The organism is Rhizobium sp. PP-CC-3G-465 (assembly GCF_004343445.1).
Taxonomy (GTDB): Bacteria; Pseudomonadota; Alphaproteobacteria; order Rhizobiales; family Rhizobiaceae; genus Ferranicluibacter; species Ferranicluibacter rubi.
The window spans coordinates 239,537-265,961 of sequence record NZ_SLYH01000003.1 but is presented as its reverse complement, the minus strand read 5'-3'; the positions used below and the strand labels follow the sequence as shown (position 1 = coordinate 265,961).

The 26,425-nt window shown below is 61.9% G+C and carries 25 protein-coding genes and 1 tRNA gene; 3 read left to right on the top strand and 23 right to left on the bottom strand.

Annotated elements, in window-relative coordinates; translation table 11 throughout:
• Positions 1 to 46: 46 nt before the first annotated feature.
• The 13 genes from C8J33_RS15465 to rplU form a co-directional block, all read right to left on the bottom strand.
• Positions 47 to 1,234, bottom strand: coding sequence for a divergent polysaccharide deacetylase family protein (locus C8J33_RS15465; protein WP_132664837.1), 1,188 nt, complete (start codon positions 1,232 to 1,234; stop codon positions 47 to 49).
• A 232-nt stretch (positions 1,235 to 1,466) separates the two neighbouring features.
• On the bottom strand, positions 1,467 to 2,789 hold the full coding sequence (locus C8J33_RS15460; RefSeq protein WP_110730403.1) for a S41 family peptidase: 1,323 nt from the start codon (positions 2,787 to 2,789) through the stop codon (positions 1,467 to 1,469).
• Positions 2,779 to 4,227, bottom strand: coding sequence for a murein hydrolase activator EnvC family protein (locus C8J33_RS15455; protein ID WP_422038352.1), 1,449 nt, complete (start codon positions 4,225 to 4,227; stop codon positions 2,779 to 2,781). Before C8J33_RS15455 ends, C8J33_RS15460 begins: the two co-directional genes overlap by 11 nt.
• A 131-nt stretch (positions 4,228 to 4,358) precedes the next feature.
• Positions 4,359 to 4,841 carry a 23S rRNA (pseudouridine(1915)-N(3))-methyltransferase RlmH gene (rlmH, locus tag C8J33_RS15450; RefSeq protein ID WP_132664836.1) on the bottom strand — a complete coding sequence of 161 codons (483 nt, stop codon included), beginning with the start codon at positions 4,839 to 4,841 and terminating at the stop codon, positions 4,359 to 4,361.
• Positions 4,842 to 4,994: 153 nt separating this feature from the next.
• Positions 4,995 to 5,441: a ribosome silencing factor gene (rsfS, locus tag C8J33_RS15445; RefSeq protein WP_110801093.1), complete on the bottom strand. Its 447-nt coding sequence runs from the start codon at positions 5,439 to 5,441 to the stop codon at positions 4,995 to 4,997.
• 101 nt (positions 5,442 to 5,542) lie between these two features.
• The gene (locus C8J33_RS15440) at positions 5,543 to 6,136 is read right to left on the bottom strand and encodes a nicotinate-nucleotide adenylyltransferase (protein WP_132448856.1); all 594 of its coding nucleotides are present in this window, start codon (positions 6,134 to 6,136) and stop codon (positions 5,543 to 5,545) included.
• Positions 6,137 to 6,175: 39 nt separating this feature from the next.
• Complete coding sequence (locus C8J33_RS15435; protein WP_132664835.1) at positions 6,176 to 7,456, bottom strand: glutamate-5-semialdehyde dehydrogenase; 1,281 nt, start codon at positions 7,454 to 7,456, stop codon at positions 6,176 to 6,178.
• Complete coding sequence (proB, locus tag C8J33_RS15430) at positions 7,449 to 8,624, bottom strand: glutamate 5-kinase (protein ID WP_132664834.1); 1,176 nt, start codon at positions 8,622 to 8,624, stop codon at positions 7,449 to 7,451. Before proB ends, C8J33_RS15435 begins: the two co-directional genes overlap by 8 nt.
• The gene (obgE, locus tag C8J33_RS15425; RefSeq protein ID WP_110801202.1) at positions 8,624 to 9,634 is read right to left on the bottom strand and encodes a GTPase ObgE; all 1,011 of its coding nucleotides are present in this window, start codon (positions 9,632 to 9,634) and stop codon (positions 8,624 to 8,626) included. The genes proB and obgE overlap by 1 nt, the downstream gene beginning before the upstream one ends.
• A gap of 120 nt (positions 9,635 to 9,754) precedes the next feature.
• Complete coding sequence (locus C8J33_RS15420; RefSeq protein WP_132664911.1) at positions 9,755 to 10,339, bottom strand: GNAT family N-acetyltransferase; 585 nt, start codon at positions 10,337 to 10,339, stop codon at positions 9,755 to 9,757.
• A 38-nt stretch (positions 10,340 to 10,377) separates the two neighbouring features.
• Positions 10,378 to 11,010, bottom strand: coding sequence for a GNAT family N-acetyltransferase (locus tag C8J33_RS15415; RefSeq protein WP_110730409.1), 633 nt, complete (start codon positions 11,008 to 11,010; stop codon positions 10,378 to 10,380).
• A gap of 123 nt (positions 11,011 to 11,133) precedes the next feature.
• Positions 11,134 to 11,403, bottom strand: coding sequence for a 50S ribosomal protein L27 (rpmA, locus tag C8J33_RS15410; protein WP_062477551.1), 270 nt, complete (start codon positions 11,401 to 11,403; stop codon positions 11,134 to 11,136).
• Positions 11,404 to 11,433: 30 nt separating this feature from the next.
• Positions 11,434 to 11,751, bottom strand: coding sequence for a 50S ribosomal protein L21 (gene rplU / locus C8J33_RS15405; RefSeq protein ID WP_092930972.1), 318 nt, complete (start codon positions 11,749 to 11,751; stop codon positions 11,434 to 11,436).
• A gap of 317 nt (positions 11,752 to 12,068) precedes the next feature.
• On the opposite strand from rplU, the gene C8J33_RS15400 reads away from it, so the two are divergent.
• Positions 12,069 to 12,158 (top strand) — tRNA-Ser (locus C8J33_RS15400).
• Positions 12,159 to 12,843: 685 nt separating this feature from the next.
• Here the strand turns inward: C8J33_RS15400 and C8J33_RS15395 are convergent.
• The 9 genes from C8J33_RS15395 to C8J33_RS15355 all read right to left on the bottom strand — a co-directional run bounded on the left by C8J33_RS15395 (position 12,844) and on the right by C8J33_RS15355 (position 21,481).
• On the bottom strand, positions 12,844 to 13,164 hold the full coding sequence (locus C8J33_RS15395) for a hypothetical protein (protein WP_132664833.1): 321 nt from the start codon (positions 13,162 to 13,164) through the stop codon (positions 12,844 to 12,846).
• Positions 13,165 to 13,464: 300 nt separating this feature from the next.
• A complete protein-coding gene (locus C8J33_RS15390) occupies positions 13,465 to 13,800 on the bottom strand; it encodes a hypothetical protein (RefSeq protein ID WP_132664832.1) in 336 nt (111 codons plus the stop codon).
• Between the two features lie 126 nt (positions 13,801 to 13,926).
• Positions 13,927 to 15,045, bottom strand: a complete 1,119-nt coding sequence (locus C8J33_RS15385; protein ID WP_132664831.1) for an AAA family ATPase — start codon at positions 15,043 to 15,045, stop codon at positions 13,927 to 13,929.
• A 4-nt stretch (positions 15,046 to 15,049) separates the two neighbouring features.
• A complete protein-coding gene (locus C8J33_RS15380) occupies positions 15,050 to 15,259 on the bottom strand; it encodes a helix-turn-helix transcriptional regulator (RefSeq protein WP_132448773.1) in 210 nt (69 codons plus the stop codon).
• 679 nt (positions 15,260 to 15,938) lie between these two features.
• Positions 15,939 to 16,250: a hypothetical protein gene (locus C8J33_RS15375; protein WP_132664830.1), complete on the bottom strand. Its 312-nt coding sequence runs from the start codon at positions 16,248 to 16,250 to the stop codon at positions 15,939 to 15,941.
• A 233-nt stretch (positions 16,251 to 16,483) separates the two neighbouring features.
• Positions 16,484 to 17,647 carry a tyrosine-type recombinase/integrase gene (locus tag C8J33_RS15370; RefSeq protein ID WP_132664829.1) on the bottom strand — a complete coding sequence of 388 codons (1,164 nt, stop codon included), beginning with the start codon at positions 17,645 to 17,647 and terminating at the stop codon, positions 16,484 to 16,486.
• A gap of 345 nt (positions 17,648 to 17,992) precedes the next feature.
• Complete coding sequence (ispG, locus tag C8J33_RS15365; RefSeq protein WP_110801090.1) at positions 17,993 to 19,246, bottom strand: flavodoxin-dependent (E)-4-hydroxy-3-methylbut-2-enyl-diphosphate synthase; 1,254 nt, start codon at positions 19,244 to 19,246, stop codon at positions 17,993 to 17,995.
• Positions 19,247 to 19,424: 178 nt separating this feature from the next.
• Entirely contained in the window at positions 19,425 to 20,585 is a 1,161-nt protein-coding gene (locus C8J33_RS15360) for an MFS transporter (RefSeq protein ID WP_245507200.1), read from the bottom strand.
• Between the two features lie 116 nt (positions 20,586 to 20,701).
• Positions 20,702 to 21,481, bottom strand: coding sequence for a DeoR/GlpR family DNA-binding transcription regulator (locus tag C8J33_RS15355; RefSeq protein ID WP_245507189.1), 780 nt, complete (start codon positions 21,479 to 21,481; stop codon positions 20,702 to 20,704).
• 164 nt (positions 21,482 to 21,645) lie between these two features.
• On the opposite strand from C8J33_RS15355, the gene C8J33_RS15350 reads away from it, so the two are divergent.
• Both C8J33_RS15350 and C8J33_RS15345 read left to right on the top strand, forming a co-directional pair.
• On the top strand, positions 21,646 to 22,023 hold the full coding sequence (locus C8J33_RS15350) for a CidA/LrgA family protein (RefSeq protein ID WP_132664827.1): 378 nt from the start codon (positions 21,646 to 21,648) through the stop codon (positions 22,021 to 22,023).
• Positions 22,024 to 22,082: 59 nt separating this feature from the next.
• A complete protein-coding gene (locus C8J33_RS15345; RefSeq protein WP_110801200.1) occupies positions 22,083 to 22,790 on the top strand; it encodes an LrgB family protein in 708 nt (235 codons plus the stop codon).
• A 99-nt stretch (positions 22,791 to 22,889) separates the two neighbouring features.
• Here the strand turns inward: C8J33_RS15345 and pyc are convergent, their stop codons facing one another.
• Positions 22,890 to 26,345 (bottom strand): pyruvate carboxylase, encoded by a 3,456-nt coding sequence (gene pyc, locus C8J33_RS15340; protein ID WP_132664826.1) that lies wholly within the window; start codon positions 26,343 to 26,345, stop codon positions 22,890 to 22,892.
• Between the last annotated feature and the right edge of the window lie 80 nt (positions 26,346 to 26,425).

The window sequence follows — 26,425 nt, the reverse complement described above, 5'->3', positions numbered from 1 at the left end:
CAAGACGTGTGGCGGCTGTCCTGCAGCGCGCACAAGGGGGATCGGTTCAGTTTCGCTTCGTGTCCTTCACCAGCGCGGAGACGCCGACGAATTCGATGCCGCGCTTCTCTGCCTCTTCCATCCATTGCGCAATGGCCGAGACGCTTTCGTCGAAGGCAGATGCGGTACCGATCGCCGTGCCGTTGCGCCGGGCGACCCGCTCGAGATCGTCGAGCTTGCGCAGAATGGCGGTGCGGTCGAGTTGCGTATCCACCACGACGTCGCCGAACGCATAGGGCACGTCCAGCGCGTCGCCGAGCGTCGATGTCAGCGATTGTGCCGAGGTGCCGTCATCGAGGAACAGCAGCCCGCGGCGTCCGAGATCGCGCATCACGGGTTCGAGGGCGCCGGCGTCGGACAAGAAACGGCCGCCGAGGAAGTTCATGATGCCGGTATAGTTGGTAATCTTGCCGAGCGCGTCGCGCAGCTGCGCCAGGTTCTGCTTGGCGCTATCTCCCACCAGTAGGGTCTGTGGCCCGGGATTGTTCGCGGGGTAGTCGAAAGGTTCGAACGGCACCTGCAACAGGATCTCGTGACCCGTCCGCCGCGCTTCCTGCATCCAGCGCTGAAGGCTGTTGCCCGAGGCGGCGAAGGCGAGGGTGGTGGCGGGGGGAAGCGTGCGGATGGCGTTTTGCGTCCCCGTCTGGCTCATTCCCAGGCCGCCGACGACAAGTGCGATCCGCGTGCCGCGCGCGCCCGACCAAGGCCTTGCATACTGATCCATCGGCCGCAATCCATCCGGTCCGACGACCGGCAGGCGGCCCTCGGGCGCATCCTCCAGCAGGAGGTCGTTCGGCTGTGCCGCCATGCGCGGATCCTGGCCCCGCACCGGGCCGACCTCGATGATGGCGGGACCGTCCTTGCCGCGCTTGCCGGGCGAATAGGTCGTCACCACATTGCCGTCGTTAAGGAGCGTCCGGTTGACGCTCGCGCCCGACGACGATGTTTCGCGGGTCGGCTGGGCTGTCGCTTTCGCCGCGTCTTGTGTCTTGTCTTCGGGCTTTTCGCCGGCCGGCGCGACGGCGACGTCAGGCTTTGGAGGAAGAAGGCCCGTGGGCGACATCAGCGCGAGGACGGTCACGCCGGCAATGGCCGCCGCGAAGAGACCAAGCGCCGCCTGCCCCTTGCGGAGCGGCGTCTTCGTCTTTGCCGGTCGCCTGTTCTGGCCAAGCGGTGCGTTGAGATCCGTCCCCAAAGTCGTCCTGCACTGGTAGCTGGCCCATTCCCAACCGGAATATCACAGCGATGTCTTCAGCTGTGCCCTCAAGCGATTCGGCCGGGCGAGCCCGTGGTAACACAGTCATCTGCTATCGGCTTTGCCGACCTTGTTACCGGCCGAAGCTTGCGCGTCACCGACGCCTTACACGCAAAAACGCCGCCCGGGGGACCGGACGGCGTTTGAAGCGATAGCGATGGTCCCTCGACCTTTACGGTGCGAGTTCGGCCTTCTGTGGGTTGGCCGGGAAGCTCGGGTCGCTCTTCTTGCCGCGCAGCAGGTCCAGCGCATAGTTCAGCTGGATGTCGTCCTTGGGTTCCGGCGGAACGTAGGCGACGGAGCCGGAGCCCTCCTGCGTCTCGTTCTGGCCCTGGATATGGCCGCGCAGGCTGGATTCGCTGGTGTTCTCGACCTTGCCGAGAAGTTCCGGCGGCAGCGGCTGATCGACCTTGATGTCCGGCGAGATGCCCGTGCCCTGGATCGACTTGCCCGACGGCGTGTAATAAAGCGCCGTCGTCAGGCGGAGCGCACCGGCTTCGCCGAGCGGGATGATCGTCTGAACGGAGCCCTTGCCGAAGGATCGCGTGCCGAGAACGGTGGCACGCTTCAGGTCCTGCAGGGCGCCGGCGACGATTTCCGATGCCGAAGCCGAGCCGCCATTGACGAGCACGATGACCGGCTTGCCGTCCGTCAGGTCGCCCGGCGTCGCGTTGAAACGGCGGGTCTCGTCGGCGTTACGGCCGCGGGTGGAAACGACTTCGCCGCGTTCCAGGAAGGCGTCGGAGACGTTGATCGCCTGGTCGAGCAGGCCGCCCGGGTTGAGGCGCAGGTCGAGCACGTAGCCCTTCAGCTTGTCGGCCGGCACGTCCTTCTTGATCTTCTCAATTGCGTTCTTCAGGTCGTCATAGGTCTTTTCCGTGAAGGAGATGACGCGGACATAGCCTACATCGCCTTCGACGCGCGACTTGACGGCCCGTACCGCGATGACGTCGCGCACGATCGTCAGTTCGATCGGCTTGTCGGCGCCCTTGCGCAGGATGGTCAGCTTGATGGGCTTGCCGACGGCGCCGCGCATCTTGTCGACGGCTTCCTCGAGCTTGAGACCGCGAACGTCCTGGCCATCGATCTTGGAAATGAAGTCGCCGGCGAGGACACCGGCCTTGGCGGCAGGCGTGTCGTCAATCGGGCTCGTCACCTTGACCAGCTCGTCTTCCATCGTAACTTCGATGCCAAGACCGCCGAATTCACCCTTGGTCTGGGTGCGCATGTCTTCCGCGTCGGTCGCATTCATGTAGCTCGAATGCGGATCAAGGGAGGAGAGCATGCCGTTGATGGCGTTCTCGATCAGCTTGTCGTCCTGCGGCGGCGTGACGTACTGGGCGCGGACGCGCTCGAAGACATCGCCGAAAATCGACAGTTCGCGATAGGTGGACGGATTGGCCGCAACGGCCGGAACGACTGCGGAGTAGACGACGCTCATCGCCGTCGCGCCCATCAACGCCCCGACCAGAACTAGTGAAGCCCTACGAATCATTTCGACCCTTTCCGGTATCTGAGGCGGTCCACCAGGGTCGAGAATCAACCGGTTTACCGTCTTTTCTGAATTCAATGTAAAGCGTTGGTCGATCTGTTTCCAGCGCCAAAGCCGCAGCACTCGCCACTCTTTTCGCCCCCATCTGGCCAAGCGGTTCGCCCGCGACGACGAACTGGCCCGGCTGGACGGCGACCGTCTCCATCCCAGACAAAACAACAAGATAGCCGTCGCCCGGGTTGAGGATGATCATCTGTCCGTAGCTGCGGAAAGCGCCTGCGAACATGACCCATCCATCCGCCGGCGCCGTGACCAGCGCGCCGGCTTCGGTGCGCAGCATCATGCCTTGCGAGGAATGCCCGGTGCCGTCGTCTTCGCCGTAGCGGCGCAGGACGGAGCCAGCGACGGGAAAGGCGAGTTTCTTCTGCAACTCGGAAAATTCATATGCGGGGGCAATGCGGTTTTTGTCGGGCACCGCGTTGCGTGCCAGCGCGCGCGCGGCCTCGCGTTCGGACTCCGACAAGCGCGCACGGGCTTCCTCCTCCGCGCGTGCAGCCTCGGCGGCAGCCCTCACGGAGCCGATCTCGGTCTCGAGCGAGCCGATCAGGCCTTGCAAGCTCGTTGCCTGCGAGGCCAGCTGTTCGGCCTTGCGCCGTTCCGCAGCAAGCTCGGTGGCGTTGCGGTCTTTCAGCTTTTCCTTCTCGGCCACCAGCATGTTCATCCGCCGCTCTTCCTCGAGCCGTGCGGTCATGTCGTTGCCGAGTGCCTGCTTCTGATTGACGATCTCGGTGCGCAGGCCTGCCAGCGCCTGGAGGTCGGCGGCAAGGTTTTCCGTCTCGTGGCGGATGCCGGGCACGACGGCACCGAGCAGGATGGCGCTGCGAACGGAGCCGAGCGCATCTTCCGGCGTGACGAGCAGGGCAGGCGGCGGGTTTCGCCCCATGCGCTGGAGGGCGGCGAGAACTTCCGCCAGCACGCCGCGTCGCGCCTTCAGCGACTGGTGCACTGTGTCCTCGCGAACGCGCAGATCGGTCAGCTTCGTCTCGCCATCGGCGATCTGCTGTTCGAGCGCCTGACGCTTGCCGGCGGAATCAACCAAAGCCTGTCGCAGGGATTCATTGGTCTTTTCTATGTCGGCGATCTCGGACTGAAGCGCCAGCGCGCGCTCCTGCGAGACTCCAATCGTCTTCGACAAGGCTTCGAGTTCGATGCGGGTGTTGTTGCGCCGCTGGGAGAGCGCGGCAGCGGGATCTTCCGGTGCGGCAGCCGCAGCGGGGCGATCGCCACGCTCGGCTTCCTGCGCGTGAGCAGGCATACCGAGGGGGGCTGAGGCGGCGAGAATCGTGGACATCAGGAGAATGTGACGGAAGCTGCGGCCATGCCGCATCGTCCGGTCGCCCGCCCCGGCTTTCCCGCGTCTGGTCTGCCCCCTTTTGGTCATCCCGCCATCTGCCGTCGTCCGCCTTGCCCGAAGCTTGCTAGTGAAGTTAAGGCTCAAGCCTTTTGTCACAATTGCGGCAGGCGCGTGGCCTGTCTGCCTGATGACGCAAGGTTGATGGTGCCTGCGAGAGATCAGACGCGATGATAGGGATGGCCGGAGAGAATGGTCACAGTGCGGTAGAGCTGCTCGGCAATCAGGATGCGCACGAGCTGGTGCGGCCATGTCATACGGCCGAGGCAGATCACGGCGTCCGCGCGGGCGTGCAGGTCGGGGTCGAGGCCATCGGCGCCGCCGATCGCGATGGTCATGTCGCGTTTGCCTTGGTCGCGAAAGCCGCCGATGAGGTTGGCGAAATCGGGTGAGTCCAGGTGTTTGCCGCGTTCGTCCAAGAGGATGAGAAGACCCGCGTCGGGGAGCGACTTCAGAAGCTGAGCTCCCTCTTCGCGCTTGCGGGTGTCGCTGGACGAGGCGCGGCTTTCGGCGATTTCCGTCATCCGCCCGGCCTCAAGGCCGATAGCGGGGCCAGCCTTGGCGAAGCGGTCGAGATAACGCGCCGCAAGATCCTTCTCCGGGCCGGCTTTCAGGCGCCCGACAGCAAAAAGTCCGATTTTCAACCCTCTGGCCTCCGGCGCAGCTGTGATTTCGACCGACGTCGTCCGTCGCATTCGGCCGAACGATCCGCAGCGACGATGCGTCCTGCAAGCCGCGCGAGGTACAGCCTTCGACGAACCCTGGGGAGGTGTCGCCGAACGCCTGATATCAAAGGGTCAGTGGCGCGTGCCGTCATCCATCTCGGGGGCCGCCCACATCCGCTCGATATTGTAGAATTCGCGGATTTCAGGACGGAACACATGGATGATGATATCGCCGGCGTCGATCAGCACCCAGTCTGCCGTCTCGAGGCCTTCGACCCGGGGAGAGCCCAGGCCTTCGTCCTTCAGGTCGGACATCAGGTGGTCGGAGATCGCTGCAACATGGCGGCTCGATCGCCCGGAAACCACAACCATGTAGTCGCCCAGCGCCGATTTCCCGGCAATGTTGATCGTGACAATATCTTCTGCCTTTGAGTCCTCGAGGCTTGCGAGAACCAGTTGAAGCGCCCGGTCGGCGGCATCGTCGCCACGTTCCGTGCTTTTCGGGAAGATGCGGGTGACATTTCCCTTGGCGTGTACTGTTGTCAGAGTTTTTCCTTTCCCAATGACCAGAACATGCACGTCTGACACGTCTCGTGTCAGGGCAACCGCTTGTCGAACAGTCGCCTGTATAAATGTAGTCATCAAAGCCTTAAGGTTTCAAGACGCCGCCAAAAAGATCGTCAGCCTCGCACAGGCTTGCCCGCCCGCAGCGCCGTGGAACTTAAACGCGAGCGCGGACCGTGGAGGAACGTCCAGGCCGGTGCGGGTCTACGCGCGAGAAGAGCGGCATCCTCCTCGTCCACACGGGCATAGTCGAAGGTCTGCGCCATCTTCGAGGAGAGATAGGCAAGCGTGGCGCCCGGGCGATCGACGATGGCGATGGGCACGCTGCGGGCGATCTCCTGCCAGCGCTGCCAGCGGTCGAACGTTTTCAGGTTGTCGGCACCCATGACCCAGACGAAATGAATGGCCGGGTTGCGCGCGCGGATCTTTTCCAGTGTGCGCGCCGTGTAGCTCTGCCCGAGCGATTGCTCGAAGGCGGTCACCTTGATGCGCGGGTTTTCCGTGATCGCCTCGCTGAGCGCGATGCGATCGGCAAGCGGCGCCAGTTCGCGCCGGCTCTTCAGGGGGTTGCCCGGCGTCACCATCCACCAGAGCTGGTCGAGCCGCAGGCGGCGCAGGGCGATGTCGGCCACCAGCACATGCCCGTCATGCGGCGGATTGAACGAGCCGCCGAACAGGCCGACCGTCATGCCCGGCTCGACATGCGGCATCCGGAGATAGCGGTCGGCGACGGCTTCGTTTCGCGTCACCTAGGGCCGAACCTGGCCGGTGCCGTGCACGCGATACTGGAAGGAGGTCAGCTGCTCGACGCCCACAGGCCCGCGCGCATGCATCTTGCCGGTGGAGATGCCGATCTCGCCGCCCATGCCGAACTCGCCGCCATCGGCAAACTGCGTCGAGGCATTGTGCAGGAGAATGGCGCTATCGATCTCGGTGAAGAAGCGGCCAACGACGTCGGGATCCTCGGCGATGACGGCCTCTGTATGGGAGGACGACCAGAGACCGATATGCTCGATCGCCCCGGAAATGCCGTCGACCATCCGCACGGCGATGATTGCGTCGAGATATTCGGTCGCCCAGTCCTCTTCCGTGGCAGCGATGAGGCCGGGGACGATGGCACGAACCGTTTCGTCGCCGCGCACCTCGCATCCGGCGGCCTTCAAGGCTGCAATCAATGGCTCGACGAAGCGCCCCGCGCCGGCCTTGTCGATCAGCAGCGTTTCCGCCGAGCCGCAAACGCCGGTGCGGCGCATCTTGGCGTTGACGATGATGGCGCGCGCCATGTCCAGATCGGCCGAGGCATCGACATAGACATGGCAGAGGCCTTCGAGATGCGCAAACACGGGCACGCGGGCCTCGTTCTGCACCCGAGCAACAAGGCTCTTGCCGCCGCGGGGCACGATGACGTCGATCGTGCCGTTCAGGCCGGTCAGCATGGCGCCCACGGCGGCGCGATCGGCAACCGGAACCATCTGGATGGCATGTTCGGGAAGGCCGGTTTCGGCCAGGCCTTCGAGCAGGCAGGCATGGATCGCCTGCGAGGAATGGAGACTGTCGGAACCGCCGCGCAGGATTACCGGATTGCCGGCCTTGAGGCACAGCGCACCGGCATCCGCCGTCACGTTCGGCCGGCTTTCGTAGATGACGCCGATGACGCCGAGTGGCGTGCGAACGCGCTGGATGCGCAGGCCGTTCGGCCGGTCCCATTCGGCGATGACGTCGCCGACCGGATCCGGCAAAGCGGCGATATCGCGAATGGCGCTCGCCATGTCCGCAATCCGCGCTTCGCTGAGCGTCAGCCGGTCGATGAACGAGGCGGCAACGCCGGTTTCCCGGGCATTTTCCAAATCCATCACGTTGGCGGCAAGGATCTCGGCGGTCCGCTTCAGGATCGCATCGGCCATGGCCAGGAGGGCCGCGGTCTTCTGTTCCGGCGACGCCGTGGCGAGCGGACGGGCCGACGCCTTCGCCTGCCGGCCGATGGTCGCCATCAGGTCCTGAATTTCGCGCTTGCGGGGATCGTCAAGCATGGATGTCCCTCCTCTCCGTATCCTCAGTCATGGGCTGCTGCGTCGCACCGGTCATGACCAGATCGTCGCGGTGCACCATGGCGGCGCGCCCGGCATAGCCGAGAATCGCGGCGATCTCTCCCGATTTTCGTCCCACGATCTGCCGCGTTTCGTCAGCATCGTAGCCGGCAAGGCCACGGGCGATCTCGCGCCCGTTCGCACTCAGGATGGCGATCGTATCGCCACGGCTGAAGGAGCCGGTGACGTCGCGCACGCCGGCCGGCAGCAGGCTCTTGCCGGAGCGCAGCGCGGTTTCTGCCCCCGCATCGATGGTGAGGCTGCCGGAGGGGAGCAATTGCCCGGCAATCCAGGTCTTGCGCGCGGTCACCGGCGTGGTGGAGGGCGCAAACCACGAGGAGCGGGCGCCGTCGCCGAGCGCGCTCAAGGGGTGATCGACCTTGCCGGAGGCGATGATCATGGCGCAACCGGCGCCCGTCGCCATCTTGCCGGCGTCGATCTTGGTGCGCATGCCGCCACGCGACAGTTCCGATGCGGCCCCGCCGGCCATCGCCTCGATCTCGGGCGTGATGGACGGGATCGTCTCAAGGAATTGGGCCTGCGGATCGAGATGCGGCGGCGCCGTGTAGAGGCCGTCGATATCGGAGAGGAGAATCAGGAGATCGGCACCGATCATGGTTGCCACGCGCGCGGCTAGCCGGTCATTGTCGCCATAGCGGATCTCGCTGGTCGCGACCGTGTCGTTCTCGTTGATGATGGGGATCGCGCCCATCTTCAGAAGCTGCGTCATCGTCGCGCGCGCATTAAGGTAGCGGCGCCGCTCTTCCGTATCGCCGAGCGTCAGCAGCACCTGTCCGGCAATGATGGCATCCTGCGACAGGCTTTCCGACCAGGCACGTGCCAGCGCGATCTGCCCGACGGCCGCCGCCGCCTGGCTCTCCTCCAGCTTCAGGGCGCCGCCCGGCAGCTTCAGCACGGAGCGGCCGAGCGCAATGGCGCCGGAGGAGACCACGAGGACATCGACGCCCTTTGCCTTCAGGGCGGCGATATCGGCGCAGATGGCATGAAGCCATGCCGTCTTCAGCCCGCTTGCGCGATCGACCAGCAGGGCCGATCCGATCTTGATGACGATCCGGCGATAGGTCGAAAGCGGTTTGCGGGCTGAGCGCATCAGTCGTCGCTCCCCGCCGTCTGGGCCGTGACGATGATATCGCGCAGGGCGCGCAGCGTCTCCGTCATGCCGGTGCCGACGATGGCCGAGAGCAGGAAGGGCGTCTTGCCCGAGGCCTTCGCAAGAGCTTTCTGCTTCTTCTTCAGCTCGGTGGGGTCGAGCGTATCGACCTGCGACAGCGCCACGATCTCCACCTTGTCCGTCAGTTCGCCGCCATAGGCCTGCAGCTCGTGCTTCACGGTCTTGTAGGCCTTGGCCACATCCTCTTCCTGTCCGGAGACGAGGTGGAGGAGGACGCGCGTGCGCTCGACATGGCCGAGGAAACGGTCGCCGAGGCCGACGCCTTCATGCGCGCCTTCGATCAGGCCGGGAATGTCCGCCAGAATGAATTCGCGTCCATCGATGGTGGCGACGCCGAGGTTCGGGTGCAGCGTCGTGAAGGGATAGTTCGCGATCTTCGGCCGTGCCCGCGTGCAGGTGGCGAGGAATGTGGACTTGCCGGCGTTCGGCAGCCCCACGAGCCCGGCATCGGCGATGAGCTTCAGCCGCAGCCAGATGGTCTTTTCCTCGCCCTCGAGGCCCGGATTGGCCCAGCTCGGGGCCTGGTTGGTCGCTGACTTGAAATGCGCATTGCCGAAGCCGCCATTGCCGCCGGCTGCGATGCGGAAGCGCTGGCCCTCGCTGATCATGTCGATGATCAGGGTTTCGCCATCGTCTTCGAGGATCTGGGTGCCGACCGGCACCTTCAGCGTCACGTGATCGCCGCCTGCCCCGGTGCGGTTGCGGCCCATGCCGTGGACACCCGTGCCGGCCTTGAAATGCTGCTGGAAGCGGAAGTCGATCAGGGTGTTCAGGCCGTTGACGGCCTCCACCCAGACATCGCCACCGCGCCCGCCATCGCCGCCGTCCGGCCCGCCGAACTCGATGAACTTCTCGCGCCGGAAGGATACCGCGCCGGCACCCCCGTCGCCGGAGCGGATATAGACCTTGGCCTCATCAAGAAATTTCATCGTCGTGCCGTTCGTGGTTACTGCCGGAAATGCCGCCATCGATATAGGCGTGGCCCGGACAGGTCAAAGAAATCCTTCATGCGGGCGGCCCCAGCTTTGACGCCGGAGCCGCCCGCAATGTCATTCTGTGGCGGGCGCAAAAGCATCCCGCGTCAGCCGCGTCTCGATCCGGTTCACTGTCGCGCTGCGTGCCGGGACATAGACATCCGCAATGCCCGAGATCGCGAAGCCGAGCTTTGCCTGGACCTTCAGCGAGGCCGTGTTGTCGGCAAAGACGCCGGATAGCACGGTGCTGTCCGGGCGCTGCCGGAAGAACGCCGCGACGAGGGCCCATGCGGCTTCGCTCATGATGCCGCGGCCCCAGGCCTGGCGGTTCAGCCAATAGCCGAGGTGCCAGCCGTTCCGCAGCTTCTCGATCGAGACCACGCCGATATGTGCATCGTCCTTCTCGGTGATGGCCGCGTTCCATGCAGTGCCAGCATTCGCTTCCGTCTCCAGCCACTCCCGTGCGTCGCCCAGATGATAGGGCTGCGGCACGCGCAGGAGCATGCGGGCGACGCCGAAGTCGCAGAGCGAGGCGGTGATGGCCTCCGCATCGGAAAGAGCATGAGGCCGCAAGGTCAGCCGCGGCGTCCGGATGACCGGGCAGGGCGGCAAGCTTCCGGACGCTTGGCTCTTGCAATCCGGGCTCTTGGCGCCAGACATCTCAGGCTTGCGCCGTGCCGGCATTTCCAAGTCGAGCGTCATCGTCCGCCTCCCCAGCTTCTGAGCGAGATCCAGGTCTTGCGGTCCAGTCGGAACCACTCGACCGGCACCATGCCGCCGAGCGCAAGGCTGCCGACCATGCCGCCGCCCTGATACTGGAAGCCGCACTTCTGGATGACCCGCCGCGAGGCGACGTTCATCACCCGGCAGCGGGCATCCAGCTGCGCGATCTCGCGCGTGCGGAACGCCATGTCGATCAGGGCCTGGGCGGCTTCCGTCGCATAGCCCTTGTTCCAGTGCGGTTCGCCCAGCCAGTAGCCGAGTTCGGCCGTACGCCCGTCCTCATGCGGCTCGACGCCGCAGCACCCGAGAAAGGCGCCCGTGTCCGCTTTGGTGATGGCATAGACGCACTTGCCAATCGTGCCGGCATTCGTACGTCGCACGAAATCCGCGGCATCCGCCACCGTGTAGGGATGCGGCATGCGCGAAACCATGGTGGCGATGTTGGCGTTGTTGGCAAGATGGGCAAGGGCGTCGATATCGTCTTCATGGGGCGCGCGCAGCACGAGCCTCGGTGACAATAATATCGGGCAATCGGTCCTTGACCGTTGCGGCCTCAGCCGCTCTTCGGGAGACCTCGGCCGGTCTTCCCGTAACAATTCGCTCTGCATGTCTCGTCCTCCAGACGTGAAAAAGGGGAGTTGGGTCTTGCCCCATCTCCCCTTTGTCGTGGTCTGAACCTGAAACGGCCAGCCGGGTCGATGAGACGCCGGCTGTTTTAGAGCGCTACCGGCTTATTCCGCTGCTTCTGCTTTCGGCATCACCGAGACGTACACGCGGCCATTGGCCTTCGTGCGGAAGTCAACGTTGCCTGTCGTCAGCGAGAAAATGGTGTGGTCCTTGCCGAGGCCGACATTGGCGCCCGGATGCCACTTCGTCCCGCGCTGGCGCAGGATGATATTGCCTGGAATGACGGCTTCGCCGCCGAACTTCTTCACGCCAAGGCGCTTGGATTCCGAATCGCGACCGTTACGCGACGAACCGCCAGCTTTTTTGTGTGCCATGGGTCTTCTCCTTTAAACCTTCGATCGATCTTACTTGGCGCCTGCGATGTCCAGGATACGGACAGTCGTCTGGTGCTGGCGATGGCCGCGCGTGCGCTTGGAGTTCTGGCGACGGCGCTTCTTGAAGGCGATGACCTTCTTGGCACGACCATGGCTGACAACTTCCGCGCTGACGATAGCGCCTTCGACGAAGGGAAGGCCGATCGTGGCGTCGGCGCCAACGCCGACCATCAGGATCTCGGTGAATTCGATCTTGTCGCCCTCGGCGCCATCCAGTTTTTCGATGGTGATGACGTCGTTTGCGGCTACGCGGTACTGCTTACCGCCGGTCTTGATGACTGCGAACATGTCTTGTCCTTGTCTGTTCGGTCCGGCTCTGCCTCTTCGAGAGAAGAGAACGGCCGTCTTTTTATCAGTCGGAATGGCCAAGGGAAGGTTCTCCCCGGCCGACGAAACGAATACCCTTTCGGACATCCTGCCTGACGCGGCACCGCAACCCCATGACGGAGTTCGCACCACTTCAGACGCGCCCGTTACGTGAACTTTAGAAAACTGTCAAGGTAAAACCCCTGAAATCCCTCAAATTGAAGCCTTTCCCCCTCTTGCCATCCCCCCGAACTGCCGCTATGAACCGCCTCGCGCTCCAAAGCGCCTTCTGACCCCGCGGAGAGGTGGCAGAGTGGTCGAATGCACCGCACTCGAAATGCGGCATGCCTGCAAGGGCATCGTGGGTTCAAATCCCACCCTCTCCGCCATCCCCTAGCAAAATCAATGGGTTACGCGAGAATATTTCTTCTTGCCATAACCTTGAACATCAGCAATCCGTAGTATCGAACCCCGATTAGTCATCCTTAAACGCCAAAAAGCCGCGACTGAGGTGGAATCGAACCCCGGTCGCGGCTTTTCTGGCTTCCACAAGCTGACCATCTGCTGCCGCGCTTCGCTTGGCCTTCCCGCCCGCCCCTAGAGCCGCTGGATGATCTGGGGGGCTCTGCCTGGGTGACTGGCCTCGCTCATTCAGGGCCTCTGTATGACCCCCCATGAGGCTTAAAATCGCCCTATGACAATTAAGAATCGGTTTTTTAGATCAATTTCATTCAAGAAAAACTTTCATTTTGCAGATGCGCGCAGAATGGACCCCCGCCGGTCCCCAGCCAACATGTTGACTTGCAACACTTTTCGACCCCCCGCCCATTTCGAGGCCTCCTGAGTGACCTTTCCCTAATAGACAGCATGAGCGACACCTAATGGAACGCCTCTGACTTCGGGTCGCCCTAATGGAGATACCAGCAATGCACGGGCCTCCATTAGCCATCCATGAAACGCAAAAGCCGCGAAAAAGACAGAAATCTATCCTCATCGCGGCTTTCGTGAATCCTAAAGCCTCATATTCAACAACAGCCAACACAGCGACTAGTCTAGGGTATGCTGTGTGAGCGCTTAGTTAAGTCGAGCCTTCTGTGCGGCGCGCCGGGCGTTGCGGATTTTGGCCTTAGCGGACTCCTCCGCCAATCTGATTTCGAGATTCATCTGCTTATTTAGCTTAGCTAGCTCGGCCTTCTTCGAAATACACCACTCCAGACTATATTTCTCAAGGCTTTTATATGGCTTGATACCCTTCTCTTCCGCTCGTTTCGGCCTTTCAGGTACAGCACCTGTATCCTGATCTAATGCTTTGCTGTTATTTTTGATCCTATGCACAACAACCTCAGCTACAGCATCGACCAAAGCGTCAAGTTGCCACTGTTCCATATCATTCATCTTAATTCTCCTTCTGTGAAATTAACGTCTTGCTCCAACCCTGGGCTATGCATCCAGCCTAGGGGTCTTACTTCAATTGAGGGCGGGCAGCAGCCAAGCGCAGCGCGGCAGCAGATAGTCATCGGAATGAAGCCCAGAGACATAGGAATGTCTTCCCGCCGATCCCAGGCTTTAAGTCGAGGCATAAACCGACCCTCCCCGGCCCAGAGCGGGCCAGAGCGAGTCACACAGCGATGTTGAGGGACGTGCGGGAAGTCCGCGCCCTAGGGCGTCCAGAGACTTCCGTGTGCATGTGTGGCGTTAGGCGATGATAAGCGAACCATCGCGGAGCCGGGTGCCTTCGAATAGGCGCTCCATGAAGCTCACCGGATCAAGTTGACCATCAGCAGCTACGTTCAAGCTCTCATCATAGGCCAGATCGGTCCATTCCTGGTTTTCAAGCGCCATTGCCGCAAGTTTAGCCCACTGCCTTGCGTCCGTCTGCGGACGTGGCGGGATATCTTCTATATTGAGCGCTGTCACTGGCGTTGCAGTAAGCTTCCCCGACGCCTTGGGCTCGTCCTTACGCCGGGCCGCTTCGTTCTTCACGATGTGATATGCCTGCTCCGTAAGAGCCTTCACAATTTCATTACTCATTTCAAATCTCCTTCTGTTTGTGGGCTCCGGCTTCTCTCTCAATCTCAACTCTCACCAGTTATAGATAACTGGTTGAGAGTGAGATTTGAGAGCGTCGGAAATGCGCAGGTTTTCTCAATCTCAATCTCAATTCTCAGTGAGAGGCTTTTGAGAGAGCTTGAGACGATAGGCATTTTTGACATCATCAATCTCTAGCTCTCCATCCTTCACCAAGGCATCCCGGATACGGCCCCAGTTATTGCCAGCAGCCTTCCCGGCATTCGTAGCCTTAAAGCGAGTATCCGCCTCGATTACCCCAGACAGCCACCACCATCCGCTTTCATCATCCCCGCCGCTCGAAAAGGCTGCATTGACTACGGACAGGTGAAAAGCTTGCCGACGTGCGCGCCGCTGCCTCTCTCGCTCGCTCTCTCGCTTCTCTCTCACTTCGCTATCAGGCTCAGGCATATCCACCGGAATGAGCACCGGGGCCGTAGTCCATTCGCCATCTTGATCCTTGCCGAGCATCACGCTTTCGAATTCGTAGGCCAGAAGATCGCCCTCCTTGCCGTCATTTGCGCCGGTGTTTTCAAAGACAACTGACTTACCGCGCTTCGCAACCGAGAAAGACACGTCAACAGCGCCGTCAAGGTCGATTGCACCTTTTGCCCGTGTCCCGGCGTGGGTCGTGTGATGGATCACCGAAACATGCATATCGGGGACCTTCTCTTGGATCACGTCCACGCTGTTGATTAGCTTGCCCATGTCCTTCGCTGCATTTTGGTCGCCGCCGCCAAAGACGCGGGTCAAGGTATCCAGCACTAGCAATCCGCAGTCCATGCCCATCTGTTCTTCAGCGTCGCAGATCAGTTCGGCAAGATCGTATGCGTGGGACAGGTCTTTAGTGAGGTCCATATATCCCGATACCACCAGCACCGGCAGGGTGCCCGTATGAGCATGTTTCTTGCGCCAAGCCTTAATGCGCCGCCGAGTGAGTGAAGCGCGCTCAGCGGCCACATAGATGACCATGCGCGGTGTCTTCACCTTGTATCCGTGCCAGTCCCATCCCGCCGCCAGATGACATGCAATGTCCGTCGCAACCATGGATTTACCGGTGCCTGGAAGACCGACGATGTAAGAGAACTCGCATTCGGCGAAGACATCGCGCACCACCCATTCCTTAAAATTGTCTTCGTCGCCGATGTCGTGCGCCCAGACCATGTTCCAGCTTGTCTTCGCCTCCTGTTCCTCACTAAAAACGGACATGGCCTCAAGCCGCGATGCCGCGAGCCGCGATACGCGTATCGATCCACGCCTCCACTTCAGCACGCACCCAAGCCAGACGTTTTACACCAATCGAAAGCGGAGCCGGGAACTGATTTTCCGCCGCCATCTGGCGCACTAGCGTCTTGGAAAGCGTAGTGGCAGCGGCAACGTCGTTAAAGCTCATCAGGCGCGGCGAATTAGTCTCAGTGTTCATGTTGTCTCCTTCTCGTGGGTGCACGCCACCGCACGCGCCGAAAGCGGCACGGGGTCATGCTGTATTTGTTGGGAGAAGGGCTCAAAACCCCCTCAGACGGCCTTTAGCCACCGCCAATCCTTTCATCAAGCAAACTACGCCCATTTTTCTCTCCGAGCATATCGGTCAGACCCCTGGGCGCAGAAAACGCGCCTTGCTGGAACGGCGAACCGGGCGAGGCAAAGCTCCACTATGGATAGCGGGCAGCAGCCAAGCGAAGCGCGGCAGAAGATGGTCGAGGGTTATAAATCGAACTGAGCAACGGAGGTCTTGCCGCCATAGACACAGGCTAACGCGGCTCTTTGAAGACGCTGGAAACTCTATTCGACGTGAAAATGTATCCCCAGAGGCTGCGTTTGAAGACAGAAAAAGACCAAAAAGGAGGATAAATGGCTAAGCCAAAGACTGCCCGTTTCGGGAAATTCGTCGTTATGCTTGGGACTCGCGTAACAACCCCGGTCTATAGCGCCCCGTGCGGCTTCAATTCCAAGAGCCTTGCTCTGTCCAAGGACCTCAGCGAAATCGTTGTCCCAGACTGCGATGATCCGGATACGGCGTCCTGGGTTGGTCGCCATGTTACAAGCATGTCCGATGCCGTTACGGGTGTCGCACGAGTTTCTGGAGTGTCAATCGAGTTGCATTATGCTCGCTCAAGATAGGGCATCAGCTTGAATATATCCTGATCTTTCACCGGACCAATAATCCTGGCGGATTTTGTATCAAGTGACCTGATCAGGACAATATCGTAGCTGGAGGAAACGACAGCTTTAATGTCAGATACAATCTGACTAAGATTTGCGTCCGTTTCAAAAACTATGAATGCTGTCGTTTCCCGCCACCAATTCGTAGAAATATTATTGATTGCTGTATTTAGCGCTGCCCATCTATCATCATAGGACTTGCCGGAAATCGTACGTGAGTCCAATGTGAACGATAGCCAATAGGTGGTCATAGCTCTCTCCCAGTTGCATCATATGCTAAACACAATCCGATTTGATTGACTAGGGAAAACATTGATCAATAGGACTTTTGAGACACTCTCTAAAGATGCATGACGCTCGCGTGGAACTGCCCTTTGCAGACGATATGCATTCGTTTCGTCTGGGGGAGTTGATCGAACTCAAGGAAAAATCCGACGCAGGGACTACCGTTCGCCCATGGTTAGAGCGGGAAGCCCCAAGCCCGTTAGGGCTTGCCAGAGCTATCCATGGCGCAGAATTTTGCCCAGTCAGTCATCAAGACAAGCCGCTTTGCCAGACCATCAGACCGGCGATATGCTGCCTCGGTCTTGTCCTTTAAAACGTGCGCAAGTGCTGTTTCAATAACATCGCGAGGATGGTGGGTGTCATCACCAGCCCAATCTCGGAAGCTCGACCGCAATCCGTGTAAGGTTTCCGTCCCGCCTGAAGCAGACCGAAGCGCCTTGGTCATTGCTGTTTCGGATATAGGTTTCCCTTCGCTCTCGCCCTCAAAGACGAGTTCGCTAGTTGCCTTAAGTCTCCGCCCCCTCAGTATGTCAACTGCCTCCTGTGACAAAGGAACACGATGCTCTCGACCAGCCTTCATGCGCTCTGCCGGGATGATCCAAAGGGCCTTCTCAATATCGACCTCGCCCCATGTCATGTGACGAACCTCACCACATCTAGCGGCGGTTAAGCACGTGAACTCCACCGCCCTAGCTGAGACGCCCACAGCGCCCCTTAGACGGGATAACACGGCGGGAAGCTCTTTGTATTCGATGGCCTCGTGATGGCCGCGACTGAGCTTCTGTCGGGCTGGCAACAGGTCTTTAAGTCCCGATTTCCAATCAGCAGGATTGTCCCCGATGAAAAGGCCACGAGCCTTAGCGTGGTCAATCACGGCTGCTATCCGCATCCGGGTTCTGTCGGCAGTTTCGGGTTTAGTTTCCCAAATCGGCTTCAGGGTCTCTACGACATCGTCACGACTGATGTTTGCAATTGGCAGGTGGTGTAGCGGCGCGGCGTAGACATCTAGCGTCATCTGCCACTGGGCCTTGTGTTTTTCATTACGGGAATTGGCAGTTTTGACTTTGATTGTATCCAGCATGACATCCGCAAACGTGACACGCTTATCTAAATCCTCGCCACGAGCCAGCCGCTCTCTAATTGCCTCGGCCTTTTCACGAGCTAGCGCCAAGGATACAGGTGCGGTGCCTTGACCGTAGCCTCCCAAACCAAGCTCAGTTCGTTTTCCATTGCGCTTGTAAATGAAGAACCATTGCTTTGATCCACCAGCCCGAACTCGCAGGTATAGGCCGTCACCATCAGAGTGAATGCCCGCTACATCAAGCCTTTTGATTTTGGCTTCTGAGAGTTTATATCTTGCCATTACGTATGCCCGTTGCCATAGTCTCTGTATGAAAAATACGGAAAATACGCGCGAATGCAAGCGAACTGATACGTAAATTCAATAGCTTACGCGAAAGAGCGGACACCCTCTCCGCCATTGTCTGATGATTTAGTCGCGAATTATTGCGATCTTCAGCACATCTACGCATCCGCTTTTGTCGGTTGACAGAGACGGATCTCGGGCTGATCCATCAGCATACATTTCCTATGGGAGAAATCGCTGGTCCGAAGCGGTCGTTGTTGTGCGAATCACGCGCCAGATCGTCCGGCAATACAATGATTGCCATGCGCCTTCGCCATGCGGGGCTGTATCGACAGCGCCGTCTTACTCCGCCGCAGCCTGGCCGTGGCCGAAGCGTTTCTCGATGTACTCGCCGACCAGGGTTTCGAAATCGCCGGCGATGTTGGTGCCGCGGATTGTGAGGGCTTTTTTGCCGTCGATGTAGACGGGGGCGGCCGGGAGTTCGCCGGTTCCGGGGAGGGAGATGCCGATGTCGGCGTGCTTGCTTTCGCCGGGGCCGTTGACGATGCAGCCCATGACGGCGACCTTCAGGCCCTCGACGCCCGGATATTTCTCGCGCCAGACCGGCATGTTGCGGCGGATATCGTCCTCAATCTTCTGCGCCAGTTCCTGAAACACCGTGGAGGTGGTGCGCCCGCAGCCCGGACAGGCGGCAACGACGGGGATGAACTGGCGGAAGCCCATGACTTGCAGCAGCTCCTGCGCCACCTGCACCTCGCGGGTGCGATCGCCGCCCGGCTCCGGTGTCAGCGAAATGCGGATGGTGTCGCCGATGCCCTGCTGCATGAGAATGCCCAGCGAGGCAGACGAGGCGACGATGCCCTTGGAGCCCATGCCGGCTTCCGTCAGGCCGAGATGGAGCGCGTGGTTGGTGCGAACCGAGAGCATGGCGTAGGTCGGGATGAGATCCTGAACGTTGGAAACCTTGGCCGACAGGATGATGCGGCTGCGGGGCAGGCCGATCTCCTCGGCAAGCTCCGCCGAGATCAGTGCCGACTGGACGATGGTTTCGCGCATCACCTGCTGCGCGGTAAGCGGAAAGCCCTTTTCCTGGTTCTCGTTCATCAGGCGGGTCAGGAGTTCCTGGTCGAGGGAGCCCCAGTTCACGCCGATGCGCACCGGCTTGTCGTATTGGATGGCCCGCTCGATGATCGCGCCGAACTGCCGGTCCTTCTTTTCCTTGAAGCCGACATTGCCGGGGTTGATCCGGTACTTGGCCAGCGCCTCCGCGCAGGCCGGGTGATCGGCGAGCAGCTTGTGGCCGATATAATGGAAGTCGCCGATCAGGGGCACGTCGAGGCCGAGGCGCTCCAGCCGCTCGCGGATGCGCGGCACTGCCGCCGCACTCTCGTCGCGATCGACCGTGATGCGCACGAGTTCGGAGCCGGCACGGTGGAGGGCTGCGACCTGCGCCACCGTCGCATCCACGTCGGCCGTATCGGTGTTGGTCATCGACTGCACGACGACGGGCGCGCCGCCACCGACGAGCACGCCTCCGACATCCACGGCAACCGTTTCGCGGCGTGGCTGAGGTTCGAAGGCAAAGGACATGGACATGGTGGGCCTCGTGCATTCCCGGTCGATCGGCGCCCCTGAGGTGCAGGAGGATCGACGCGCTGTCAACTGACGCCGCACCTTCCAGGTCGAAAAGGCGCACCCGGCAGCACCCGGGCTCCAGCAGGTTTTGGCGGCGAATTCATGACGCCTATCCGCCGCCTGGCATCAGGCTCTCATCCTATCCGTTCTTTGCTGCATCCGCATGAACCGCATGGCCCGACAGCAGGAGGACGACGAGGAAGAGCAGGGGGATGGAGGTGAAGACGAGAGAGAAGCCGACGTGTTCGGCGATGAAGCCGATGAGGGATGGGGCAACCAGGATGCCGGAATAGCCCATGAAGGTGACGACCGAGAGGCCTATGCCCGGTGCAAGCCCCGGCAGGTTGCCAGCCGCCGAAAACGCGATCGGCACCATGTTGGAAATCCCGATGCCGGCGACCGCAAAGCCGATGATCGCGACGGTTGGGCTGGGTGCAAGCCCGGCCGTCACCAGTCCGAGGAGAGCGAGCAGCGTGCAGACGCGCAGCGTCCTCACGGCGCCGAAGCGATCGCGGACATGATCGCCGGCAAAGCGCATGATGGCCATGGTGGCGGAGAAGGCAGCAAAACCGTATCCGGACAAGGCGACGGAAGCGCCGAGTTCGTTGCGCATATACAGCGCGCTCCAGTCGATGACCGATCCTTCGGGGATCATCGAGAACAGGGCGACGATGCCGATCAGCCAGGGAAGGGCCGAGCGAGGCAAGGCCAGCTTTTCCTTTTCGGCCTCGGGATGCGGGTGATCCGCCATCACCATGGGCCAGGCGACCGCGAGGATCGCAAGGCCGGTGATCGTGACCAGCACGGCATGCGTGACTTCGCCGAAATGGGCGAGCGCCGGGCCGCCGAGCGCTGCACCGAACAGCGCGCCGAGGCTCCAATAAGCGTGGCAGGACGACATGATCGCCCGCCGCATGCGTTTTTCCACGGCCACCGCATTGGCGTTCATCGCCACGTCCATGGCGCCGATGAAGCCGCCGAGCAGGAAGAGGACGACGAAGGTGAGAGGCAGGCCCGGCACGAGGCTGAGCAGGAGCAGAATGGGCGCCAGACAGGCGGCCATGAGGTTCGAGATCTGCCGCGAGCCGAGCCGTGAGATAAGCCCGCCCGCCACCGGCATCATCAGCAGGGAGCCGATGCCGAAGGTGAGGATCAAGAGGCCGAGCATGCCCTCGCTGATGCCGAGCCGATCCTTCAGCACCGGAATTTTCAGCGCCCAGCTGCCCATCATGAAGCCGTTCATGAGGAACAGCAGCGACACGGCGAGCCTGATCTTCGGCATGTAGCCCCGTGGCGCCATCTCCGCTGCTGCGTGCGCTGGCCCGTCCGGTGCTCCTGTGGTCGTGTGGTGGTCCATCATCTGTCTCCTCCCGGCCGCCCTGCGACCGGATCATGTCGTCTTTGTATATTTGCGGATCAGCCGGCGACCGGCTCGGCCCGCAGGATTGTCGCACCTGTATCCTTGAGCCCGGTCGCGATGGCGTCTGGTGCGTCCGCCTCGAGGATCAGCGTCATCCGGTCGCTGAGGCTGGCGATCACGAAAGGGTGCACCGCTTCCAGTTTGTCGCTGGTGCACGCGACGAGCACGGCCGCCGCGCGCGCGGCGGCGATCTTCTTGAAAGCGACGTCGTCATAGACGAGTCCCGTCAGGCCTGCTCTCGCATCAAGGCCGCAGGTGCCAAGAATGCAGAGGTCGGGCCGCAGCATCTCCAGGTCCCGCTCCGCCTGCGCGCCGATCGCCGCGCCCACATGACGGTCGATCCGCCCGCCGATGGTGATCACCTCGATCCCGGCGTGCTCCAGCGCTGCAACGGCGATGGCCGGCATGTTGGTCGCAAGCGTGAGGGAGAGCCCGGGCGGAAGCGCCTGGACGATGGCGAGATTGGTCGATCCGGCATCGACGAACACCGTCATCCCGTCCTTGAGGCAGGAGACGGCGGCTGCGGCCAGCATCTGCTTGCGTCCGCGCGAAATGCCGGTCCGCACCGAGAAGGGCTGCTCGGCGGGCAATGCCAGCGCGCCGCCATAAACGCGTTCGCAAAGGCCTGCTGCTGCCATCTCGCGCAGGTCGCGACGTATCGTGTCTTCCGAGACCTTGAACGCGCGTGCGAGATCGCCGGCCAGCACCCGGCCGGACTGGCGGAGTTCGGCGCGGATCGCATCCTGTCTCTCGCGCGACAGCAGGTCGCTTGCCATCTTCATTCTCAATCATGCATGAATCGGTAAGAACGTGCATAAACAATTTTGGACGAGGTGCAAAGGGATTTCTATCTGCCGGGCTTGACCCTCCGCAAAAGAGGGGTTCACAAGGCATCTCTCGACAGAAGACGCATCTCCAACATCGACAGGAGACACCCAGCATGATTCAGGGCATCACGTGGCTGCTCGGCTTCCAGCTCGTCGGGGAGACTCTTTCCTATGCGAGCGGCGGCCATGTTCCGGGACCTGTCATCGGGCTTGCGCTGCTCGCGCTCTTTCTGCTTGCGACCCGACACCTTTCCGCTGCTGCCGCCATGGAGCAATCCACCGGCAAGGTGGCCGACGGGTTGCTCGCCAATCTCGGCATCCTCTTCGTGCCGGCCGGTGTCGGCATCATCCAGCACCTCGATCTCGTGAAATCCATGGGGCTGCCGATCCTCGTCGCCATTCTCGTCTCCACGGTCGTCACGCTCGTCGTGACCGTCTGGGCGTTCACCCTGGCCAAGCATCTGGAACAACGGTGGAGGCGCAAGCCATGACCGAGATGTCCAACCTGGGTCAGATCGCGGCACAGGCTGCCACCGATCAGGCGCAATCCCTGCCGGCCTTGCCGTCCAGCCTCTGGGTCTACCTCTCCGCGACGCCGCTTTTCTGGTTGACGGCGACGCTCGTTGTCTGGCTGCTTGCCAATGCTGCTGCCCGAAAGGCGAACGGACACCCGCTGGTCAATCCGGTGCTGATCTCGGTCGTCGTCATCGGCACGGGCCTGACGCTCGGTGGGGTCGCCTATCCCGCCTATTTCGAGGGCGCGCAGTTCATCCATTTCCTGCTGGGTCCGGCAACGGTGGCGCTGGCGGTGCCGCTCGTGCGGCAGATCAAGCTGGTTGCCGCCAATCTCCTGCCCATGCTCGCAGCGCTCGCCGCCGGCAGCGTTACGGCGGTCCTGAGTGTTCTCGCGCTCGGCGCGCTCTTCGGCTTTCCGGAAGCGCTCACCGTCTCCATGGCGCCGAAGTCCTCGACGGCCGGCGTTGCCATGGCGATATCGAAGGGCCTCGGCGGCGATCCCGGCCTCACCGCCGTTTTCGTGATCCTGACCGGCATTACCGGTGCGGTCATCGTCACCGGTCTGATGAACCGCATGCGGATCACCGACTATGCTGCCCGCGGCTTTGCGGCGGGTCTTGCCTCGCACGGTATCGGCACCGCCCGCGCCTTCCAGGTCGATCCCGTTGCCGGCCTCTTTGCCGGCATCGCCATGGCGCTGAACGCGCTGGTGACGGCGCTGATCGTGCCGCTGTTTTTGTAGGGAGAACGCGCCGCGCCTGATACCCGCATGCGGGCTCCCAAAACGCAAAACACCGGCCGTTGCCGGCCGGTGTTTCTCACATCGTCAGGATTGCTGGTTTCAGCCGAAGACGACAAGCAGGTCCTTGGTGTCGATCTGGTCGCCGGTCTTCACCAGCACCTCCGCGATCGTCCCGTCCTTCTCGGCGTGCAGCGCCGTTTCCATCTTCATGGCTTCGATCGACAGCAGGACGTCGCCCGCCTTGACGGTCTGTCCGGCGGATATGGCGACGGTCGAGACGACGCCCGGCATGGGCGCGCCGAGATGGGCGACGTTGCCGGCTTCGGCCTTGCGACGAACGGCGGCGGTCGCCGCGCGGTTGCGGTCGGGCACCTTGATCATGCGGGCCTGGCCGTTCAGTTCGAAGAAGACTTTGACCATGGCCTGCTCGTCCGGCTCGCTCTTGGCCTGATGCTGGATGACCAGCGCCTTGCCGCGCTCGATTTCCGGCAGAAGCTCCTCGCCCGTCGTCAGCCCGTAGAAATAGGCGTGCGTCGGCAGCACGGAGACCGGGCCATAGGTATCGACGGCCAGAGCGTAATCGGTGAAGACCTTGGGATACATGAGATAGGAAGCGAACTCGACATCCGAGACCGAACGGCCGATCTTGGTTTCGACCTCCTGCCGCTCGGCATTGAGATCGGCTTCGGGAAGCAGCGAGCCCGGACGGGCGGTATAGGCTTCCTCGCCCTTCAGCGCCTTCTTCTGCAGTGCTTCCGGCCATCCGCCCGGAGGCTGGCCGAGATCGCCTTTCAGCATGGAGACGACCGATTCCGGAAAGGACACGTCCTTGGCCGGGTTTTCGACGTCGGCGACGGAGAGATCCTGGCTCACCATCATCAGCGCCATGTCGCCCACCACCTTGGAGGACGGCGTGACCTTCACGATGTCGCCGAACATCTGGTTGACGTCGGCATAGGTCTGGGCGACCCGGTGCCACTTGGTCTCCAGACCGAGCGAGCGTGCCTGTTCCTTGAGGTTGGTGAACTGTCCACCCGGCATTTCATGAAGATAGACTTCGGATGCCGGCCCCTTGAGGTCGCTTTCGAAGGCCGCATACTGGTGGCGAACCGCTTCCCAGTAGAAGGAGATACGGCGGATGGATTCGGGATCGAGACCCGGATCGCGCTCCGAGCCCTTCAGCGCCTCGACGATCGAGCCGAGGCAGGGCTGCGAGGTGTTGCCGGAGAGCGAATCCATGGCCGCATCGACCACATCGACGCCCGCATCCACGGCGGCCAGCACGGTCGCAGCCGCGATGCCCGACGTGTCGTGCGTGTGGAAGTGGATCGGCAGGTCGGTCGCCTCGCGCAGCGCCCTGAACAGCACGGTGGCTGCCGCCGGCTTCAAGAGGCCCGCCATGTCCTTCAGCGCGATCATGTGCGCACCGGCACGTTCCAGTTCGCCTGCAAGCGCGGTGTAGTATTTCAGGTCGTATTTCGGACGTGCGGAATTGAGGATGTCGCCCGTGTAGCAGATCGCCGCCTCACAGATACGGTTCTCCTCGTTCACGGCATCCATCGACACGCGCATGTTCTCGACCCAGTTCAGGCAGTCGAACACGCGGAAGACGTCGATCCCCTCGCGGGCTGCCTGGCGCACGAAATACTTTACGACATTGTCGGGATAGTTTTTGTAACCGACGCCGTTCGCGCCGCGCAGCAGCATCTGCAGCAAGAGGTTCGGCGCATCCTCGCGGATGCGGGCGAGACGGTCCCACGGATCCTCGGTCAGGAAGCGCATGGAAACGTCGAAGGTCGCTCCACCCCAGCACTCCAGCGAGAACAGTTGTGGTAGCGCCCTGGCATAGGTGCCGGTGATCCGTGCGATGTCATAGGTCCGCATGCGGGTCGCCAGCAGCGACTGGTGGCCGTCACGCATGGTGGTGTCGGTCATCAGCACGCGTTTTTCGGCGCGCACCCATTCGGCGAATTTCTTCGGGCCGAGTTCGTCCAGCTTCTGCTTTGTGCCGGGCAGGATGTCGCCCTTGACGTAGGGCACGACCGGCTTGGCGATATCGGCGGAGGGGCGCGGCCGTCCCTTGGCCTCGGGGTGGCCATTGACGGTCACGTCGGCCAGATAGGTGAGGAGCTTCGACGCACGGTCCTGCCGCTTGACCTGTTGGAAGAGCTCCGGCGTCGTGTCGATAAAGCGCGTCGTATAGGAATTGTCGCGGAACTTCGGGTGCGTGATGATGGCTTCGAGGAAGGTGAGGTTCGTCGCCACGCCGCGGATACGGAATTCGCGCAGAGCGCGCTCCATGCGGGTAATGGCCTCGGGAGCGCCCGGCGCCCAGACGGTGACCTTCACCAGCAGCGGATCGTAGAAGCGGGTGATGACTGCGCCGGTATAGGCCGTGCCGCCATCGAGGCGGATGCCGAAGCCGGCTGCCGAACGGTAGCCGGTGATGCGGCCATAGTCGGGAATGAAGTTCTGCTCGGGGTCTTCCGTGGTGATGCGGCACTGCAGCGCGTTGCCGTTGAGGCGGATGTCCGCCTGCTTCGGCACACCGGATTCCGGTGTCCCGATGGCATGGCCATCGAGAATGTGGATCTGCGCCTTTACGATATCGATGCCGGTGACGACTTCGGTGACGGTGTGCTCGACCTGGATGCGCGGGTTCACCTCGATGAAGTAGAACTTGCCGGTATCCATATCCATCAGGTACTCGACCGTGCCGGCACCGACGTAATTCGTCGCCTGGGCGATCTTGACCGAATAGGCTGCCAGCTCCTGACGCTGTGCCTCGTTCAGATAGGGGGCCGGCGCCCGCTCCACGACCTTCTGGTTGCGGCGCTGAACCGAACAGTCGCGCTCGAACAGATGCACGACATTGCCATGGGTATCCCCCAGAACCTGGCTCTCGACGTGGCGGGCACGCTCCACCAGCTTTTCGAGATAGACTTCGTCCTTGCCGAAAGCGGCCTTCGCCTCGCGCTTGGCTTCCGTCACCTCGCGGGCGAGATCCTTCGGGTCGCGAATGGCGCGCATGCCGCGCCCGCCGCCGCCCCAGGAGGCCTTGAGCATGATGGGATAGCCGATCTCCTCGGCCATGCGCGCCACTTGCGCCATGTCCTCCGGCAGCGGCTCGGTCGCGGGCACCACAGGAACGCCGATCTCGATGGCGAGGTTGCGCGCGGCGACCTTGTTGCCGAGACGGCGCATCGTGTCGCCCGTCGGGCCGATGAAGATGATGCCGGCTTCCTTGCAGGCATCCACGAATTCCGGGCTTTCCGACAGCAGGCCGTAGCCCGGATGGATCGCATCCGCGCCCGACAGCTTGGCCACGCGCAGGATCTCGTCGATCGAGAGATAGCTTTCGATCGGTCCGAGGTCGCGCTCCAGATGGGGCCCCCGCCCGATCTGGTAGCTTTCGTCGGCCTTGAAACGGTGCAAGGCGAGCTTGTCCTCCTCGGCCCAGATCGCGACGGTTTTCAGGCCCAGCTCGTCGGCGGCTCGAAACACGCGGATCGCGATTTCGGATCGATTGGCAACGAGAATTTTTTTGATGGACAAGCTGGCCTCCTACACCTTGACGTGCGGTTCTGCTGCACCGCGATATGAGTTCTATCCGCTCATTTTAGGAAGTTCAATTT

Excerpts from the sequence above, each read along its gene's own strand:
- C8J33_RS15435 (WP_132664835.1), bottom strand. The coding sequence starts at position 7,456 with ATGCTTGACGATCCCCGCAAGCGCGAAATTCAGGACCTGATGGCGACC.
- C8J33_RS15395 (WP_132664833.1), bottom strand. The coding sequence starts at position 13,164 with ATGAATGATATGGAACAGTGGCAACTTGACGCTTTGGTCGATGCTGTA.
- C8J33_RS15440 (WP_132448856.1), bottom strand. The coding sequence starts at position 6,136 with ATGCCGCATGTCGAGCCGGGCATGACGGTCGGCCTGTTCGGCGGCTCG.
- C8J33_RS15355 (WP_245507189.1), bottom strand. The coding sequence starts at position 21,481 with ATGGCAAGCGACCTGCTGTCGCGCGAGAGACAGGATGCGATCCGCGCC.
- obgE (WP_110801202.1), bottom strand. The coding sequence starts at position 9,634 with ATGAAATTTCTTGATGAGGCCAAGGTCTATATCCGCTCCGGCGACGGG.
- C8J33_RS15370 (WP_132664829.1), bottom strand. The coding sequence starts at position 17,647 with ATGGCAAGATATAAACTCTCAGAAGCCAAAATCAAAAGGCTTGATGTA.
- C8J33_RS15350 (WP_132664827.1), top strand. The coding sequence starts at position 21,646 with ATGATTCAGGGCATCACGTGGCTGCTCGGCTTCCAGCTCGTCGGGGAG.
- proB (WP_132664834.1), bottom strand. The coding sequence starts at position 8,624 with ATGCGCTCAGCCCGCAAACCGCTTTCGACCTATCGCCGGATCGTCATC.
- C8J33_RS15380 (WP_132448773.1), bottom strand. The coding sequence starts at position 15,259 with ATGAACACTGAGACTAATTCGCCGCGCCTGATGAGCTTTAACGACGTT.
- C8J33_RS15460 (WP_110730403.1), bottom strand. The coding sequence starts at position 2,789 with ATGATTCGTAGGGCTTCACTAGTTCTGGTCGGGGCGTTGATGGGCGCG.
- C8J33_RS15415 (WP_110730409.1), bottom strand. The coding sequence starts at position 11,010 with ATGCAGAGCGAATTGTTACGGGAAGACCGGCCGAGGTCTCCCGAAGAG.
- rplU (WP_092930972.1), bottom strand. The coding sequence starts at position 11,751 with ATGTTCGCAGTCATCAAGACCGGCGGTAAGCAGTACCGCGTAGCCGCA.
- C8J33_RS15420 (WP_132664911.1), bottom strand. The coding sequence starts at position 10,339 with ATGTCTGGCGCCAAGAGCCCGGATTGCAAGAGCCAAGCGTCCGGAAGC.
- rpmA (WP_062477551.1), bottom strand. The coding sequence starts at position 11,403 with ATGGCACACAAAAAAGCTGGCGGTTCGTCGCGTAACGGTCGCGATTCG.
- C8J33_RS15455 (WP_422038352.1), bottom strand. The coding sequence starts at position 4,227 with ATGACCAAAAGGGGGCAGACCAGACGCGGGAAAGCCGGGGCGGGCGAC.
- ispG (WP_110801090.1), bottom strand. The coding sequence starts at position 19,246 with ATGTCCATGTCCTTTGCCTTCGAACCTCAGCCACGCCGCGAAACGGTT.
- C8J33_RS15375 (WP_132664830.1), bottom strand. The coding sequence starts at position 16,250 with ATGACCACCTATTGGCTATCGTTCACATTGGACTCACGTACGATTTCC.
- C8J33_RS15385 (WP_132664831.1), bottom strand. The coding sequence starts at position 15,045 with ATGTCCGTTTTTAGTGAGGAACAGGAGGCGAAGACAAGCTGGAACATG.
- C8J33_RS15390 (WP_132664832.1), bottom strand. The coding sequence starts at position 13,800 with ATGAGTAATGAAATTGTGAAGGCTCTTACGGAGCAGGCATATCACATC.
- C8J33_RS15360 (WP_245507200.1), bottom strand. The coding sequence starts at position 20,585 with ATGGCGCCACGGGGCTACATGCCGAAGATCAGGCTCGCCGTGTCGCTG.